The sequence below is a fragment of the Saccharopolyspora sp. NPDC000359 genome (genome assembly GCF_040300525.1).
In the GTDB taxonomy this organism is placed as follows: Bacteria; Actinomycetota; Actinomycetes; order Mycobacteriales; family Pseudonocardiaceae; genus Saccharopolyspora.
This window is the reverse complement of record NZ_JBEPDU010000004.1, coordinates 85,285-102,289: the sequence shown is the minus strand read 5'-3', so window position 1 is coordinate 102,289 and position 17,005 is coordinate 85,285. Positions and strand designations below refer to the sequence as shown.

The following is a 17,005-nucleotide window of genomic DNA, read 5'->3' as shown; positions in this document are numbered from 1 at the left end:
CAGATGACCCAGCCCCCGGAGAACCTGTCCACCTACTGGCAGAACCACCTGCGGGTGGCCTTCGAGAAGTCCGCGCCGCAGCTGTACCGGCCGATGCTGCGGGCCAGCCTCGCGCACGTGGTGATGCTCGCCGAGCAGGAGCTGCTCCCGGCCGAGCGCGCCCGGCAGCTGCTGGGCGGGCTGCGCGAGCTGCTCGCCGCCGACGACGACCGGTTCGCCTTCGACGGCTCCGTCGAGGACGTCTACTACCTCGTCGAGCAGCGGCTCGCCGCGGCCGCCGGGATCCGGCAGTCCGAACTGGACGTCCAGCTGGCCCGCTCCCGCAACGACCTCGACGCCGGGGTGTTCCGGATGGTGCTGCGCGATGACGTCCTCGCGCTGGCGGGGCAGCTCTGCGGCGCGGCCGAGGCCGCCGCGGCGCAGGCCGACCGCTGGGCCGACGTGCTGATCACCGGGTTCACCCACCGCAGACCCGCGCAGCCGACCACGCTCGGGCACGTGCTGGCCGGGTACGCCGAGGCGCTGCTCAGCCAGGCCGACGAGCTGCTGTCGGTCTACGACGAGCTGGACGTCAACCCGCTCGGTTCCTGCGCGTTCGCCGGGACCGACCTGCCCATCGCCGCGCCGCGGTTGGGTGAGCTGCTCGGCTTCCGCGCGAACTTCACCTCCAGCTACGAGGCGGTCGCCGGGGCCGAGCACCTGATGCGCACCGCGGCCGTGCAGGCCCGCGTCCTGGCGACCGGTGCCCGGATGGCCCGCACCATGCTGGACTGGATGACCTTCGGCTGGATCGCCACGCCGGACGCCTACTGCCAGGGCTCCAGCATCATGCCGCAGAAGAAGAACCCGGTGGTGCTGGAGCACATGTGCTCCATGGCGGGCGCGGCGGCGGCCGACCTGGCCGCGACGATGAACAACGTCGGCGCCGCCTGGTACGAGGACTCCAACAACGCGACCACGGACGTCCAGGAGCACCTGTGGCGGGCAGGGGACCGCGCCGCGCGGTTCATGACCATGATGCGCGGGCTGCTCCAGGAGCTGCGGCCGCAGGACCCGCCGTCGCCGGAGCAGGTGGTGGCCACCGGCGCGACGACCACCGCGATCGCGGAGGCGCTGGCCGGGGCCGGGGTCCCGTGGCGCGGCGCGCACTCCGTGGTCGGCGCGCTCGTCCGGCAGGCGCCGCCTGCGGAGTGGACCAGCTCGGTGGTCGCCGCCGCGATCGCGGAGGCCGGTCTGGGCGAGGTGGACGACTCGGTGGTCGAGGCCGCGCTCAACGCCGGGCTCCGGCCGCAGCGGGTGCTCGACCGCGCCCAGGAGGGCGGTCCCGGCGCCGCGGCCGTGCGCCGCACGGCCGAACTGGCGCTCGGCCGGGCGCGCTCGCTGGCCGCCGAGTTCGCCGCCCGCCGCACGGCCCTCGACGAGGCCGCCACCGCACTGGACGAGGCGGTCGACGGCGTGCTGGCCGGGGGCCGCGGGTGAACCAGCCAGCTGACCGCGTCACGGTCGTCGGCAACGTCAACCTCGACGTGCTGGTCGCCGGTGCGGCGGAGCTGCCGCCGCCCGGCACCGAGCAGATCGTGCCCTCCATCGTGCTGCGGCCCGGCGGCTCGGCCGCCAACACCGCCATCGTGCTCGCGCGGCTGGGCCGGTCGACGGTGCTGACAGGGCGGGTCGGCGACGACGGCACCGCGCGGCTGCTCACCGACCAGCTCGACCTGCCCGGGCTGCGGCTGGACCTGGTGCGGGTCCCCGACGAGCCCACCGGGGTGACCGTGGCGGCCGAGGCGCCGGGCCGGGACCGGTCGTTCCTGTCCGCGCTCGGCGCGATGGCCGACCTCGACGCGGCGGCCGTCCCCGACGACTCGCTGGCCGCCCGGTTCGTGCTGCTGTCCGGCTACTTTCTGCTGCCCGCGTTGCAGGGCGAGGACGCGCAGGACCTGCTGGCCCGCGCCCGGCGGGCCGGGGCGCGCACCGCGCTGGACACCGGGTGGGACCCCGCGGGCTGGTCCGCGGGCACCCGCGCCGAGGTGCTCCGGTTGCTGCGCGGGGTCGACGTGTTCCTGCCCAACGCCGACGAACTGCGCGCCCTGCGCGGGGACGACCGGAGCACCGACGAGGCCGCGGCCCGCGGCATCGCCGACGAGACCGGCGCGACCGTCGTGGTCAAGCGCGGTGCGCTCGGCGCCCTCGTCGCGCGGCCGGGCCAGGAGCACAGCGCGCACCCGGCGCCGGAAGTCCAGGTGCGCGATTCCACCGGCGCCGGGGACGCCTTCAACGCGGGCCTGCTGCACCGGCTCGCCGACGGCGCGGACTTCGCCGACGCCGCCGACTACGCGGTGCGCGTCGCCGCCACCGTGATCGTCCGGCCCTCGCACGACCGCGCTTTCACCCCTGAGGACGTGATGACATGAGCGAGCACCCCACCGTGCAGGGGGTCCCCGTCCTCGACTTCCACCTGCACTTCCGCATCGAGCACGACCCGGCCACCAAGGACCTCTCCGGTGGCCAGTTCAGCTGCGCCGACCACGACGAGCAGGCGCACCGCCGCCGCGCCGAGCAGGTCGCCGAGCAGTCGCGGCGCTGGCGCCGGGCCTGGGACTTCCCCGACCCGCAGCCGGATCCCGCGCGCACCTGGCAGGACGAGGCCGACCTGTGGTTGGCCGAGCTCGACCGGCACGGGATCGCGCACGCGGCGTTCGTCACCGGCTGCGGCGACGAGCAGGTGGCGGAGCTGGTGGCCCGCGCGCCGCAGCGGTTCTCCGGCATGGCGAACCTGCGCGACCTCACCGCCCCGGACGCCGCCGAGCGCCTGGCGCGGGCGGTCGACGAGTTCGGGCTGCGCGGGCTCAAGCTGTTCGCGCCGCTGCTGCCGCACCGCATCGACGACCCGGCCGCCGACCCGGTGTGGCGGGTGGCCGCCGACCGCGGCATCCCGGTGCTCATCCACTTCGGGCACTGCGGGTCCAGCGGCGGCGTGGCGCACAACGCGCACATCGAACCGGCGTGGCTGGAGCCGGTCGCCAAGCGCTTCCCCGGGATCCCGTTCGTGATCCCGCACTTCGGCGTGCAGCACGTGCAGCAGGTGCTGTTCCTGTGCTGGGCCTGCCCGAACGTCCTGGTGGACACCTCCGGGTCGAACCAGTGGGTGCGCTGGATGCCCTACAAGCTCACGCTCGAGGACCTGTTCCGCCGCTGCTACGAGACCATCGGCCCGGAGCGCATCGTCTTCGGCAGCGACTCCTCCTGGTTCCCGCGCGGCTACTGCTACCGCTACCTGGCCGACCAGCTGCGGGTGTGCCACGAGATGGGCATGCCGGAGACGGACCTGCGCAAGGTCTTCGGCGGCAACGCCGCACGGCTGCTGGCAATCCCGGACTTCGCTGGAGGAAGCGCATGACCACGACGGAAGCGGCCCCGGGCACCTCGATGGCCGCCGAGATCGCCGAGCAACCGCAGGTGCTGGCCGACCTGGTGCGCCGGGCGGCGGAGTTCCGGGCGGTCGCCGAGCAGCTCGCCCGGGCCCGGCCGCGGTTCGTGCTGTTCGCGGCGCGCGGCTCCAGCGACAACGCCGCGCTGTACGGAAAGTACCTGGCGGAAGTGCTGCTCGGGCTGCCCGCCGGGCTGGTGTCGCCGTCCACCACCACGCTGTACGGGGCCGCGCCGGACCTCACCGACGTCGCGCTGGTCGCGGTCAGCCAGAGCGGTGGTTCGCCCGACCTGGTGGAGGTGACCGAGCAGGCGGCTCGGCGCGGGGCGGTCACGGTCGCGGTGACGAACACACCGGACTCCCCGCTCGGGGCGGTCGCTCGGCACACTCTGGACATCGGGGCAGGTGCGGAGCGCGCGGTCGCGGCCACCAAGACCTACTCCGCGACCCTGCTGGCCCTGCACCTGCTGGTCGCCGGGATGCGCGGCGAGCACTCGGCCGACCGGATCGGCGACCTCGCGCAGTCCTGCCTGGACGCCAACGCGGAGCGGGTCGTCGATGCCGCGCACCGGCTCCGCTTCGCGGACCGGATCATCACCACGGCGCGCGGGTACTCGCTGTCCACCGCGCACGAGGCGGCGCTGAAGCTGGCGGAGACCAGCTACCTGGTGACCCGCGCCTACAGCGGCGCTGACCTGCTGCACGGCCCGATCGCCGCAGTCGGGCCCGAGACGGCCGTGCTCGCGGTGACGGGCACCGGCCCGGGCGGCGCGGCGATGGCGGAACCGCTGTCCCGGCTCGCCGCACAGCGCGCCGAGGTCCTGCGGGTCGGGGCGGGTGACGGTGCCCAGCTGCTGGTCCCGGAGCTCCCGGAGGAGCTGTCCCCGGTCCTGGAGGTGCTGCCGCTGCAGCAGCTGGCGTGGCAGCTGGCGACCTCCCGCGGGTACGACCCGGACCGCCCGGCGGGCCTGCGGAAGGTCACCGAAACCCGTTGAGAGCCCCGTGCCGCCGGGCCCGCCGCACACACCGGCCCGGCGGCACGGTTGCACCTCAGCGCAGCGCCGGGACGGGCTGCGGCTGCACCGGCTCGGGTGCGGCGCTGCGCTTCTCGCGGTGCACGGCCAGCAGGACCAGCGCGACGACGGCCTGCACCCCCACGACCAGTGCCTGCGGCAGCAGTTCGCTGATCCCCACCAGGGACATCGTCGCGTTGGTGCCGAAGTGGACGATGACCGCGCCGAGGACGCCGGCGCGCTCGTAGCCGTAGGCGGCGAGCACCGCCATCGGGATCACGCTGACCAGGTAGGTCAGGCCGCTGAAGCTGAACAGGCCGAAGGCGTTCTGGACGGTTCCGGCGACGAAGAACAGCGGCAGGTGCCACACCGACCAGACGACGCCCAGCAGCAGCCCGGCGAGCAGGCGGCCCATCTTCGCGCGCAGCCGCGGGTGCATCGTGCCCCGCCAGCCGAACTCCTCGCTCAGCGGGCCGACGACGAGCATCACGGCCGCGAAGGCGATCGGGCCACCGGACATCTCCAGGAGGGTCAGCGCCGCGGGCAGGCTCACCACCGGGCCACCCAGCTGCTGCCCGAGCAGCGCGCCGCCCACGACGGTTCCCGCGGCGACCACCAGCAGGACCGGCAACCAGAGCAGCCCCGTCAGCGGGAACCGCACGGTGTGCTCGGGTGCGGGCTGGCGTCGCGCGGCGCGGCGCACGCGGACTGCGATCGCGCCGATCATCGGGCCGAAGGCGCCGAGCAGGTAGGGGATGACGGTGGGGAAGCTCATCGCGGGCTGCCCGAGCGCGATCGCGACGCCCCAGGACGCCCAAGCGGTCGCGAACGTGACGGCGAGGAAGAGGACGAGGCCGCTCTTCTGGCGAGCGGGGTTTTCCGTGGTCACAGCGGAGTTCCCTTCGTGGAGTGGAGAGGTCAGCGGAGCCGGTGGGCGAGCCAGCCGGTCACCTGGGCCAGCAGCTCGGCGTCGACCGGGCGGCGCAGGAGCCTGCGGTAGGAGCGCACCGACGGCCGCCCGGGGTCGCGGCGCAGCAGGTGGGTGAGGTCGGGGATCTGGTGCACCTCGACGTCGCCGGGCACGAGCCGCCGGATCTCGGCGAGGTCGGCCGGGTCGACCTGGACGTCCTTGCCGCCGGTGATCGCCAGCACCGGCACGTCGACATCCCGCAGGACCGCCCGCGGGTCGTGCGCGAGCATCTCCCGGAACCACCGGGTGTTCACCGGCAACCCGTGGACGCGCGCCGCGTCCACGGTGGTCGCCTTGATCCGGTCCAGGTGCCGGTTCCCCAGGCGCCGCAGCAGGGGCCGGACCGGAGCGGGCAGCTCGCCGACGACCGACCGGGCCTGCCAGCGCAGGGCGTCCTCGCCGAGGCGGGCGTACCCGGCCAGCAGCACCACCGCCCGGACCAGCGGGTCCGAGCCGAGCGACATGGCGTGCACCGCGCCCTCGCTGTGCCCGACCACGCCCACGGCGTCCTCGCGGACTTCGGGGCGTGCGGCCAGGGCGCGCAGCGCGGCGGCGGCGTCGCGGGCGGTGTCGGCGAAACCGGTCGTGCGCCAGGTGCCCGGGGTGGCGCCGACACCGCGCCGGTCGTAGCGCAGCGCGGCGATTCCCGCCTCGGCGAGCGCGGCGGCCAGCGGCGGGCCGAGCTCCAGGCGGAGGCCGCGGGCGTTGGAGTCGCGGTCCACCTGCCCGGAGCCGTGCAGCAGCAGGACCGCCGGGTGCGGGCCCGGGCCGGTGGGCAGCGTCAGCGTGCCCGCCAGCGGGAGCCCGTCGTCCGCCGTGGCCGTCATCTCTACTTCCCGCACGTTCACCCTTCCATTGTTATCAGCTTTGAGAACGTTATCAGTTGTGAGATCGTAGGTCCATGGCATCCGCGGATCTCCTCCTGCACCCGGTCCGGGCGCGCATCCTGCAGACGCTGTTCGGCGCCGACCCGCTGACCACCGCTCAACTGCGCGAACGCCTCCCGGACGTCGCGCCCGCGACGATGTACCGGCACGTCGCGGTGCTCGCCGAAGCGGGCGTGCTGGAGGTGGTGGAGGAGAAGCGGGTGCGCGGCACGGTGGAGCGCAGCTACCGGGTGCGCCAGGAACAGGCGGTGGTCGACCCGGCGGCCCGGCGGACGATGTCGCTGGAGGACCACCGGCGCGCCTTCACCGCCTTCTCGGCCTCCCTCATGGCGGACTTCGAGCGCTACCTCAACAGCGACGACGCGAAGCCCGCCGAGGACGGCGTCGCCTACCGGCAGGGCGCGGTGTGGCTGACCCCGGCGGAGTACGCCGAGCTGATCGAGGAGCTCACCGCGGCCGTGGTCGCGCGGACCGGCAACCAGCCGAGCCCCGACCGGGTCCGCCACGTGGTGAGCCTCGTCGTCGTGCCGGACAACGCGGCGGAACCGTGATCCCCGCCTCGCGGTGTGGAAGGGTTGCCCCGTGATAACGACTCCCGCGAGGTTGTTCCAGCGCTTCGGCGTGGTGCTGGTCGGTGCCTCGGTGCTCACCGGTTGCACCGGCCCCGAGCCCGCGCCACCGCCGCCGGTCGCTCCGACGCCCGAGGAGGCGTCGGGCTGCCCGGAATCCGGGGTGCAGATCACCGCTGGCCCGGTGGACGCCGCGAGCGGCCTGCGGGCGATGGGCGTCGTCCTGACCAACTGCGGCACCAGCGACCGCACCGTGCACGGGTTCCCGGTGGTCCGGGTGCTGGACGAGGACCGGAAGCCGCTGGGCGTCGTGGTGGGCAACGGATCGGAGCCGGTCAGCGCACCGGACAGCTACGACGCGCCGCCGGAGCCGATCACCCTGCGCCCCGGCGACCGGGCCGCCGCCAGGGTCCTGTGGCGCAGCGAGGTGACGGACTCGACCAACCCCGCCCTCAACGGCACCTACCTGGAGGTCGCCCCGGCCGCGGGCGAACCGGCGCAGGTCGTCGAACCGGACGGCGGCATCGACCTGGGCACCACCGGTCGACTCGCGGTCAACCCCTGGGCCGTCCGCTCCTGACGCAGGTCGCAAGGCTGTTCGGGGGAACTGTGGTGCGCACCACGGGTGGTGGCGGGGGGTGGGGGTTGGCCACCGGGGTGATCACCCGAGACAATGCGCGGCCATGGCCAATGAGCGTGCAGAGCCTCCAGCTGGTCGGCAGGGCCCCGGACCGTCCGGGCCGCCGCCGGGGCGTCCGCAGGACGGACCGCCGCAGGGACCGGTGCCGCCGGGTCGGCCGCCGCAGGCGCCGCCCGGACCGCCCCGCCAGGGCCCGGTGCCACCCGAGGGGCAACCGCCGCAGGCCCCGGAGACGCGGAAGCTGGGCGCGGTCGGGCCGCCGCCCGGCGCAGGCCCGAACCCGGCAGGCCCGCCGCCCGGCGCAGCGCCGCCGGGACCACCACCCGGCGCGGGGCCGGTGCCTCCCGGCGCTCCCCGCCCCGGTGGCCCCGGAGCACCTCCGCCGGGCGCGGCTCCGCAAGGACCGCCGCCCGGTGCGCCTCCGCAGGCTCCGCCGCCTGGTGCTCAGCAGGGCCCGCCACCTGGTGCGCCTCCGCAGGCTCCGCCGCCTAATGCTCAGCAGGGCCCACGGCCCGGCGCAGCTCCGCAAGGACCGCCGCCTGGCGCAGCCCAGCAAGGGCCGCCACCCGGTGTGGCTCCACAGGGGCCGCCGCCCGGCGCTCCGCCGAACCAGTACCCGGCGACGCGGGTCCAGCAGCGCTTGGACGGGCTCGACGAGCCCGCCTCCTACCGCGAGTCCGGCACCCTGCGCGACCCGGACGCCGACCGCCGGAGCAGCCGCGAACCGGACCCGTACGTCGACGGGCGCCGCGACGAGGCGCGCTACCGCGACGCCTACGACGAGGGCTACCGGGACGCCTACTACGACCACTACGACCACTACGACCAGCGGCGCGACGACCGTCACCAGGACGACTACGACGACCGCCACCGGGCCGAACCAGCCCGCGAGCGCCGTCGGGAGCGGCCGCCCCGGGAAGACCGGCACGACGACCGCGAACCCCGGTTCCGGGGCCCCAGCGCGGACACCGTCGGCCGCCTGATCGGCGTGTTCACCGGCCTGATCGCGCTGATCTTCGTGCTGCACATCATCTTCGTGGTCAGCGGCGCCAACCAGGAGAACGGCTTCGTGTCGTTCACCTACGGGACCGCGAAGTTCTTCGTGTTCGGCCTGGGTGACGTGTTCCAGCCCGGGGACGCGACGATCGGCGTGGTGCTCAACTACGGCCTCGCCGCGCTGATCTACCTCTTCGGCGGCCGGATCGTCGCCCGCGCGCTGAAGCGCTGACCGCCGGTGAGCACCCCGCGGCCCGGCGGGGTGCTCACCGCTGGCGCCCGCACCGCGCGGCCGAGAGGCCAGCTCCGACCTCCTGAGATGGCGGCCACGCCAGGCGGGGGCAGCGTGATCCACCCCGTGACTCCCTGTGCTATATGTCCCCCTTTCGGGGGGCGGCGGTTGCTGCGCGATCCGGCATGGCACCCTTGGGAAGGCCGATCCTGCGCGGTTCGGCTGGGCGCGTACGCCCCGGTAGCGCCGGACAGGCGGGCCATGTCCAGGAGTGGCCCAAGATCAGGAGTGACTGAGTGGAAAGCTTCTTCTCCTTCATCCTCTACCCGGTGTCGGCGATCTTGTGGTTCTGGCACAAGATCTTCGGCGCCGTGCTCGGCGAGGACAACGGGTTCGCCTGGGCGCTCGCGGTGTTCTTCCTGGTCTTCACGCTGCGCACGGTGCTGATCAAGCCCGCCATCAGCCAGATGCGGGCCGGGCGCAAGATGGCGAAGTTCGCCCCGCACATCCAGAAGCTGCGCGAGAAGTACAAGAACGACCGCCAGCGCATGGCGCAGGAGATGCAGAAGCTGCAGTCCGAGCACGGGGTGAACCCGCTCGGCGGCTGCCTGCCCGCGCTGCTGCAGATCCCGGTCTTCCTGAGCCTGTTCCACGTGCTCCGCAACTTCCACCCGGGTGCGGAGAGCAACTTCATCTTCGACAAGGCCGGCGTCGACTCGTTCATCAACGCCTCCATCTTCGGCGCGAAGCTGTCGAACTGGATCACCCAGCCCGAGGCCGAGCTGGCGGTGTTCGGCACTGACCGCGCCGCGATGATGACCGTCGGCATCCCGCTGATGATCATCGCGTCGGTGGCCACCTTCTTCACCATGCGCCTGTCGGTGAAGAAGCAGACCGACGCGGCGATGGCCAACCCGCAGTCCGCGGTGATGGCCAAGTTCATGATGTACATCGCGCCGATCGGCGCGATCATCTCCGGTTGGTTCCTGCCGATCGCGGTCCTGCTGTACTGGCTGGCCAACAACGTCTGGACGCTGGGCCAGCAGCACTTCCTGACCAAGAAGATCGACCGCGAGCAGGAGCGGGAGAAGGCCAAGGAGATCGAGGCCAAGAAGGCCGCCCCGCGGCCGAAGCCGGGCCAGAAGCCGGTGCGCCAGGACGGCAGGAGCGCCGACGAGGAGACCGCCTCCACCGCCACCGCCACGGCGACCTCCGGCAAGCCGAAGAACAGCAACGGCCAGCGGCCGGGCGGGCGCCAGGGGGCCAAGAAGAACCGGCCGGGCAAGCAGGCGGCTTCGGCCAAGAAGGGCAAGAAACGACGGTAGACCCGCGAAGAAGGGGCCGGTGGAGAGGATCCACCGGCCCCTTCTCGTTGCTGCCGATCAGGCGGGCGTGGCGATGACGATGCGGTTCTCGTCGTAACCCAGGTCGCCGCCGACGTAGCGGCCACCGCAGGTCACCAGCACCAGTCGGTGCTCACCGCCCTGGCCGAACAGGTCGCTGGCGCGGGCGGGCAGGTCGTCCTTGTCCACCGTGATGACCTCGGACACCTGGTAGCGCCACTCCTTGCCGCCGTCGTCGACGACGGTCACCGGCTGGCCGGGTTCGGACCGCCACAGCTCCTCGAACGGTCCGACCGAGCCCTTCCAGTTGACGTGCCCGGCCAGCACCGTCGCGCCCTTGGGGGCGTCGAGCCCGGCGCCCCACCAGGTCGCCTCGTCGATGCCGTCGGGCACCGGCAGCGTGCCGGACCGGTCGATCTCCGCGCGCACCAGCTCGGCCGTGCCGCCCTGCGGCAGCCGGACGGTGCCCGGTGGCTGACCGGCCGGGACGTGCACCGGCTGGGCGGGCAGTGCTTGCGCTGGCGGAGCCGCCGCGGCCGCTTCGCGCGGCGGCGCGGGCTGGTCCGCGGCGGTGCTGGTGGCGGGCGCGGTGAGCAGGTTGCTGGTGACCACGACGGCCACCGCGACCAGGGCGATCACCGCGACCGCCACCACGATGAGCAGGGAACGGCGCCGGGTCACTGCTTCCGCGCTCCGATCCGCCGGTGCAGCGCGAACCCGGCTCCGCCGATCACGGTCACCGCAGCGAGCCCGGCCAGGCCGAGCAGCCCGGCGGGCACGCCCTCCTGGGTCGGGTCACCGGCCGGGATGCGGATCGGCACGGTCGGCGTGTTCGGCGTGTTGACCAGGCTCAGCTCCAGCACCTGCCCGGCCTCCACGGTGCCGGTCACCGACGGCGGGTTGGCCTCGTCGAACGCCTCCTCGTAGCCGGGGGCGGGCGCCACCTCGGTGATCTCGACCTCCTGCGGCGTGCGCAGGTCCGGGACCTCGACGGTGCCGTCCTCGCCGGTCACCACGACCAGAGGCTCGCCGTCCTCGCCGACCAGCGGGGTGCCGTCCTGGCGCACGGCGGGCGAACCGTCCGCGGCCGTCACGCGCAGCGAGACGCCCGCGATGCCCGCCTGGCTCTCCGCGTCGGTCTTGCCGATCCGCACCACGCCGGGCGCGGTCACCGCGGTGGTCGCGGCCTCGACGGAGAGCTCCTGCTCGCCGCCGGTGGACACCACGCGCTGGGTGCTGTCGGGCTGGTTGACGGCCTGCCGCACGTACGGCCGCTCGGCCGGGGCGGACAGCGTGCCGGTGATCTTCGGGTTCGGACCGGTCGGGGTCACCTGGAGCGCCAGCGGGCTGCCGTCCTCCGGTGTGGTGGCGGTGCCGTCCTCGGCGACGCCCTCGACCTCGACGTCGGTCAGGTCCAGCTGGACCGGCACCCCGCCGATGCCCTGGCCGTCGGTGCGCCGCACGGTCAGGGTCCACTCGGCGGCCTGGCCGATGGTCTGCTCGCCCTCCGGGGCGGTCAGCTCGGCCTGCCACGGGCCGCGGTTCTTGCTGGCCTCGGCCTCCAGCGAGGCCACGGCGTCCTTGGCGCCCTGCGGGAGCTTCGCGTAGTGGGCGTCGACGTCGTAGGCGATCCGCTTGAAGTCGTTGCTCGGGTCCAGGTCGGCCGCGCTGCGCGGGGCGGCGGTCCACGAGTGCAGCAGGTGCGCGAGCGCGGCGGCCTCGTCGGCGGACTGCGTGTTGCCGTAGCGCAGCAGCAGGTAGGAGATGTCGGCGGCGGTGTCGTCGGGGATCGGCGTGCCCCACTTGGTCCTGAGCTCGTCGCCCGGCTGGTACTCCTCGCCGCTGTCCGGTGCGGTCAGCGCGAACTGCACGCACCACACCTGCTGGCCGTTGACCAGGTAGGAGCCGAGCCAGTCGCGGTCCGGCTCCGGGTTGCCCCGGTACGGCTGCCCGGGCCGGGTCTCGTGGCCGACCGCTTCCTGCGGGTCGGCGCTGGCGGCACCGGGGACGGCCAACAGGCTCCCCCCGGCGAGCACGGCGGTGCCCAGCACCGCCGTGACCCATTTCTTGAACATGCGCATGCGAGCTCCAGTTCCGGTGGTGGAGTGGTGCGGCGCCGCGTGTTCGTTCTGCTGAACCCCGACCAGGAACCGCGCGCGCCCCACGCGATACTTCCGATCACGGAGCGTGTCAACAAGAGGTCATCCGGTTGACGTTGTTGATCACTCCTCGTTGATGATCGCGGACCCAGGGCTTGTGTTGATCATCCGTTCGGCCGAATCAGGTGGCTGCGCTCACGAGATCTCGGTCACCCGGTGCAGGGGAGCGGAAAGGTTGGCGACAGGACGTGATCGTTATCGCCGGAAATCGACATCGGGTAGTTTGCAGGGGAGATGGGGGTTGCCCGGATCGACGGGTAAAGTCGCTTTTACCGAACCGGGAACCGGTCAGCGCTGCCGAGCGTTGTTCCGAGAGACGGCGCAAGCACGCCCAGGAGGATGAGTTGCGCACAACGAGCAACCCCGCGTTCCGCAACCTGCCGACGACCGGCGGTTACGCGAACTTCAACTACGGCCAGGGGCAGCCCGCTTCGCCCTTCGGCGAGGCGCAGGCCGCCCCGCCGCAGACCGCCCGCCCGATGACGATCGACGACGTGGTCACCAAGACCGCGATCACCCTGGGCCTGGCGGTCATCACCGGCACGCTGACCTACCTGGTCGGCCCGTCCGCCGTCGCGCTGGCGCTGCCCGCGGCGCTCATCGGCCTGGTCATCTCGCTGGTGATCATCTTCAAGAAGAAGGTCAGCCCCGGGCTGGTCATCGCCTACTCCGCGGTCGAGGGCGTGTTCCTCGGCGGCATCAGCTACGTGTTCGCCACGTGGGTCGGCAACTCCGGCATAATCCTGCAGGCGATCGCGGGCACCATCGGTGTGTTCGCGGCCATGCTGGTGGTCTACAAGACCGGTGCGATCCGCGTCACCCCGAAGCTGACCAAGTGGATCATCGGTGCCGCCGCCGGTGTCGCGGTGCTGATGCTGGTGAACCTCATCGCCAGCTTCTTCACCCAGGGCGGCCTCGGCCTGCGGGACGGCGGTGCGCTGGCCATCGGCTTCAGCCTGCTGTGCATCGGCATCGCGGCGTTCAGCTTCCTGCTGGACTTCGACGCGGCCGACCAGGCGATCAAGAGCGGGGTGGACGCCAAGTTCTCCTGGTACATCGCCTTCGGCCTGATGACCACCCTGGTCTGGCTCTACCTGGAGATCCTCCGCCTGCTCTCCTACTTCCAGCGGGACTGACCGCCAAGCACCGCAAACGGGGCCCTGTCGAATCGCCGACAGGGCCCCGTTCCACGTCTGGAGCAGGCGGCTTCCCCTCGAACTCGTGGGCGCCGCCGAAGCGGCTTCCGGTGGTGAACAGCTACCGCGAAGTGCAACCGGTACCGAGGGCCAGTGGCCGCAGGCGCATGTCCCCACCCCGCAACCGGCACCGCCGCGGGTGTTCTCAGCGGCCGCCCGGCCAGGACAGCCCGCCTGCCGTGTACTTGGCACGCACAAGAACGGGTTCCCGCAGCCAGGCGGCCGCTGAGGTCCCGCTACCCGCACCGCCACGCAGGGCGAGCCGGGACCAGCCAGAAGGGTCAGCTCAGGCGTTCGAGGACCATGGCCATGCCCTGCCCACCGCCGACGCACATCGTCTCCAGGCCGAACTGCTTGTCGTGCCACTGGAGGGAGTTGATCAGCGTGGTGGTGATGCGGGCACCGGTCATGCCGAACGGGTGGCCGACCGCGATCGCGCCGCCGTTGACGTTCAGCTTCTCCAGCGGGATGCCCAGGTCCTTGTAGGACGGGATCACCTGGGCGGCGAACGCCTCGTTGATCTCCACCAGGTCGATGTCGTCGATGCTCATGCCCGCGCGCTTGAGCGCCTGCCTCGACGCCTCGACCGGGCCGAGGCCCATGACCTCCGGCGACAGGCCGGACACCCCGGTGGACACGATCCGGGCCAGCGGGGTCAGGCCCAGCTGCTTGGCCTTGGTGTCGCTCATGATCACCAGGGCGGCGGCGCCGTCGTTGAGCGGGCAGCAGTTGCCCGCGGTGATCAGGCCGTCCGGGCGGAACACCGGCTTGAGCCCGGACACGCCCTCCTTGGTCACGCCCGCGCGCGGACCGTCGTCGGCGTCCACGACCTTGCCGTCCGGGGTGGTGACCGGGGTGATCTCGCGGTTCCAGAAGCCGTTGGCGATCGCCTTCTCCGCCAGGTTCTGCGAGCGGACCCCGAAGTCGTCCATCTCGTCGCGGCTGACGCCCTTGACCCGCGCCAGGTTCTCCGCGGTTTGGCCCATCGGGATGTAGACGTCCGGGAGCAGGCCCAGGGTGCGCGGGTCGGACCAGGATTCCGCGCCCTGCTCGGCGACCTGCTGGGTGCGGGCCTGGGCGTCGGCGAACAGCGGGTTGCGGGTGCCCTCGAGCGAGTCGGAGTTGCCCTTGGCGAACCGGGAGACCATCTCCACGCCGGCGCTGATGAACACGTCGCCCTCGCCCGCCTTGATGGCGTGCAGCGCCATCCGGGTGGTCTGCAGGCTCGACGAGCAGTAGCGGGTGACGGTGGTGCCGGGCAGCTGGTCGTAGCCGAGCAGCACCGCGACCACGCGCGCCATGTTGTAGCCCTGCTCGCCGCCGGGCAGGCCGCAGCCGAGCATCAGGTCGTCGATCTCGGCCGGGTCGAGCTCGGGCACCTTGTCCAGCGCGGCGCCGATGATCTGGGCGGTGAGGTCGTCCGGGCGGAGGTCCTTCAGCGACCCCTTGCCGGCCCGGCCGATGGGGGATCGCGCGGTGGCGACGATGACTGCTTCGGGCATGGGAACTCCTTCGTTCGCGGTCGTGGGCGCGCGAAGCGGCGGTGCGCCGCGCACGGCCCGCGCGACCTGACCTACTGGTCGGTCACCTTAAAGCCGGTGACCCCATCTTGGCGGTGACAGCAGTCACGGGACAAGGGTCAAACCGACCAGTTGGTACGTCACCTGGGGGTCGTGAGTGCGTAACAGTGTTCGAACACTGTTACGCACTCACGACCCCGGTCAGCCCAGGTCGGGTTCGGAGCGGAGCTCGACCTCCGCGCCCGGCTCGTGGAGTTCGAGCACGACCAGCTCGTTGGCCCCTTGCCTCCACAGCGGACCCGGGGCGTACAGGGTGCGCTGCGGGCCGATCGACCAGTAGCGGCCGAGCAGGAAGCCGTTCAGCCACACCAGGCCCTTCGTCCAGCCCGGCAGCGCGAGGAACCCGTCCGCGGGTTCGCCGATCCGCAGCGTCGCGCGGTGGAAGGCCGGACCGGCGGCCCTGCCGGGGGAGAAGCGCAGGCCGGAGAGGTCGTCGAGCGGCAGCGGGCGGACCTCCCAGCCGAACAGCGCTTGCGCGCCGTGCAGCACGCGGTCGGTGATGCCCTTGGGGTCGTTGAGGCGGTGGCCGAAGTTGATCCGGCCGCCGGGGTCGACCAGCAGGTCCAGCTGCACGGACTCGCCCGGTACCGGCACCTGCACCGACCCCCGCGGGTCGTTGCGGTCGAGCGTGCCGAGCAGCGCGCCGTCGGCGAACACCAGCGCCCGGTCCGCCAGCCCGCGCACCGCCAGCCCGGCAGTCTCGCGCGGCCCCTGGATGCGCGTCCGGTAGTGGATCAGCCCGTGCGGCTGGCCCAGCGCCTCCATGTGCACCGGCGCCGAGCGCTGCGTGGGTGCGCTGAGCACGTCGAGGGAGTCCAGCAGGCCAACGGAGGCGTCCGGGCGGACGCGCTGCGCGGGCAGGCGGGGCGGTAGCGGGGGCAGCGGTTCGTCCGGCACCGGGGCGTGCTCGGCGATCGCCTCGCGGATCCGGTGGAACTTCTCGGTCAGCTCACCGGCCTCGCCGATCGGGGAGTCGTAGTCGTAGCTGGTGATCGTCGGCTGGTACTGGTCCGCGGCGTCGTCGTAGTTCGCGCCCGCCCACCAGCCGAAGTTGGTGCCGCCGACCGCCATGTACAGCGTCACCGAGGCGTTGGCCGCCAACATCTCCGCCACGTCCGCCGCGGTCTGCGCGGGATCGGTGGTGTGGTGCGCCTCTCCCCAGTGGTCGAACCAGCCGTCCCAGAACTCCGTGCACCAGATCGGGCCCTCCGGCTGGTAGCGGCGCAGCGCGGCGAACGGCTCGGTCGGGTCGCCGCTGAAGTTCACCGTGGCCAGCACGTCCGGCAGGTTCCCGCCGCGCAGCATGTACTCCGACGGTCCGTTCGAGCAGAACAGCAGGCTGTCGATCTCGTTGCGGCGCAACGTGTCCCGTAGGTGCGCGAGGTGCTGCTGCTCGTTGCCGTAGCTGCCGTACTCGTTCTCCACCTGGAAGGCGATCACCGGCCCGCCGCGGGTGGCCTGCAGCGGCGCCAGCCGCGGCAGCAGCTCGCCGAACCACCCGTCGACCAGGTCGCGGTAGGCGGGGTCGTCGCAGCGCAGCGGCTGGTCGGGGTCGGCCAGCAGCCAGGCGGGCAGACCACCGAAGTCCCACTCCGCGCAGACGTACGGGCCGGGGCGGATGGCGACCTTCAACCCCACCTCGTCCGCGATCTCCACGAACCGCACGACGTCGCGCCAGCCGGTGAAGTCCAGCTCGCCGCGCCGCGGTTCGTGGAAGTTCCACGCCACGTAGGTGTCCACGGTGTTCAACCCGAGCGCGCGCATCCGGGTCAACCGGTCCCGCCACTGGTCCGGGTGGGTGCGGAAGTAGTGGAACTCCCCGGCGATGATCCGGAACGGTTCGCCGTCGAGCAGGAACTCGTCGCCGCGCACGGTCAACCCGGACCGCTGCTGCGCCTGCGCGACCACCCGGTTCGTCCCGGCCGACATGCTGAGGGCGAGGCCGCCGACGCCGAGCGCGCCCAGGAAGCCCCGTCTGCTGACGCTTGCCATG

15 protein-coding genes are annotated in these 17,005 nt (G+C 72.8%); 9 read left to right on the top strand and 6 right to left on the bottom strand.

Going from position 1 to position 17,005, the window contains the following annotated elements:
• Positions 1-3 precede the first annotated feature (3 nt).
• Genes ABT324_RS04590 through ABT324_RS04575 form a run of 4 tightly spaced genes read left to right on the top strand, consistent with a single transcriptional unit; the run spans position 4 to position 4,422 of the window.
• Positions 4-1,479 (top strand): lyase family protein, encoded by a 1,476-nt coding sequence (locus ABT324_RS04590; RefSeq protein WP_351171560.1) that lies wholly within the window; start codon positions 4-6, stop codon positions 1,477-1,479.
• Positions 1,476-2,411 (top strand): carbohydrate kinase family protein, encoded by a 936-nt coding sequence (locus tag ABT324_RS04585; RefSeq protein WP_351171557.1) that lies wholly within the window; start codon positions 1,476-1,478, stop codon positions 2,409-2,411. Before ABT324_RS04590 ends, ABT324_RS04585 begins: the two co-directional genes overlap by 4 nt.
• Positions 2,408-3,397 (top strand): amidohydrolase family protein, encoded by a 990-nt coding sequence (locus tag ABT324_RS04580; RefSeq protein ID WP_351171554.1) that lies wholly within the window; start codon positions 2,408-2,410, stop codon positions 3,395-3,397. Before ABT324_RS04585 ends, ABT324_RS04580 begins: the two co-directional genes overlap by 4 nt.
• Positions 3,394-4,422 (top strand): SIS domain-containing protein, encoded by a 1,029-nt coding sequence (locus ABT324_RS04575; RefSeq protein ID WP_351171552.1) that lies wholly within the window; start codon positions 3,394-3,396, stop codon positions 4,420-4,422. The genes ABT324_RS04580 and ABT324_RS04575 overlap by 4 nt, the downstream gene beginning before the upstream one ends.
• A gap of 55 nt (positions 4,423-4,477) precedes the next feature.
• Here the strand turns inward: ABT324_RS04575 and ABT324_RS04570 are convergent, their stop codons facing one another.
• Positions 4,478-5,329 carry a CPBP family intramembrane glutamic endopeptidase gene (locus tag ABT324_RS04570; protein ID WP_351171549.1) on the bottom strand — a complete coding sequence of 284 codons (852 nt, stop codon included), beginning with the start codon at positions 5,327-5,329 and terminating at the stop codon, positions 4,478-4,480.
• Positions 5,330-5,358: 29 nt separating this feature from the next.
• Complete coding sequence (locus ABT324_RS04565) at positions 5,359-6,237, bottom strand: alpha/beta hydrolase (protein WP_351171546.1); 879 nt, start codon at positions 6,235-6,237, stop codon at positions 5,359-5,361.
• A 74-nt stretch (positions 6,238-6,311) separates the two neighbouring features.
• Between ABT324_RS04565 and ABT324_RS04560 the strand changes: the two genes are divergently transcribed.
• The 4 genes from ABT324_RS04560 to yidC all read left to right on the top strand — a co-directional run bounded on the left by ABT324_RS04560 (position 6,312) and on the right by yidC (position 10,059).
• Positions 6,312-6,848 (top strand): helix-turn-helix domain-containing protein, encoded by a 537-nt coding sequence (locus tag ABT324_RS04560; protein ID WP_351171543.1) that lies wholly within the window; start codon positions 6,312-6,314, stop codon positions 6,846-6,848.
• 31 nt (positions 6,849-6,879) lie between these two features.
• A complete protein-coding gene (locus tag ABT324_RS04555) occupies positions 6,880-7,446 on the top strand; it encodes a DUF4232 domain-containing protein (protein ID WP_351171540.1) in 567 nt (188 codons plus the stop codon).
• 631 nt (positions 7,447-8,077) lie between these two features.
• The gene (locus ABT324_RS04550; protein ID WP_351171537.1) at positions 8,078-8,734 is read left to right on the top strand and encodes a hypothetical protein; all 657 of its coding nucleotides are present in this window, start codon (positions 8,078-8,080) and stop codon (positions 8,732-8,734) included.
• 296 nt (positions 8,735-9,030) lie between these two features.
• Positions 9,031-10,059, top strand: a complete 1,029-nt coding sequence (gene yidC, locus ABT324_RS04545; RefSeq protein WP_351171534.1) for a membrane protein insertase YidC — start codon at positions 9,031-9,033, stop codon at positions 10,057-10,059.
• 57 nt (positions 10,060-10,116) lie between these two features.
• Here the strand turns inward: yidC and ABT324_RS04540 are convergent, their stop codons facing one another.
• Together ABT324_RS04540 and ABT324_RS04535 are read right to left on the bottom strand one after the other, a co-directional pair.
• A complete protein-coding gene (locus ABT324_RS04540; protein ID WP_351171531.1) occupies positions 10,117-10,758 on the bottom strand; it encodes a class F sortase in 642 nt (213 codons plus the stop codon).
• Positions 10,755-12,158, bottom strand: coding sequence for an MSCRAMM family protein (locus ABT324_RS04535; protein ID WP_351171528.1), 1,404 nt, complete (start codon positions 12,156-12,158; stop codon positions 10,755-10,757). Before ABT324_RS04535 ends, ABT324_RS04540 begins: the two co-directional genes overlap by 4 nt.
• Positions 12,159-12,580: 422 nt before the next feature.
• Between ABT324_RS04535 and ABT324_RS04530 the strand changes: the two genes are divergently transcribed.
• Complete coding sequence (locus ABT324_RS04530) at positions 12,581-13,372, top strand: Bax inhibitor-1/YccA family protein (RefSeq protein WP_351171525.1); 792 nt, start codon at positions 12,581-12,583, stop codon at positions 13,370-13,372.
• Between the two features lie 341 nt (positions 13,373-13,713).
• On the opposite strand, the gene ABT324_RS04525 is transcribed toward ABT324_RS04530, so the two are convergent.
• Together ABT324_RS04525 and ABT324_RS04520 are read right to left on the bottom strand one after the other, a co-directional pair.
• Positions 13,714-14,934 carry an acetyl-CoA C-acetyltransferase gene (locus ABT324_RS04525; protein ID WP_351171522.1) on the bottom strand — a complete coding sequence of 407 codons (1,221 nt, stop codon included), beginning with the start codon at positions 14,932-14,934 and terminating at the stop codon, positions 13,714-13,716.
• Between the two features lie 219 nt (positions 14,935-15,153).
• Positions 15,154-17,004 carry a glycoside hydrolase family 35 protein gene (locus ABT324_RS04520; protein ID WP_351171519.1) on the bottom strand — a complete coding sequence of 617 codons (1,851 nt, stop codon included), beginning with the start codon at positions 17,002-17,004 and terminating at the stop codon, positions 15,154-15,156.
• Position 17,005 lies beyond the last annotated feature (1 nt).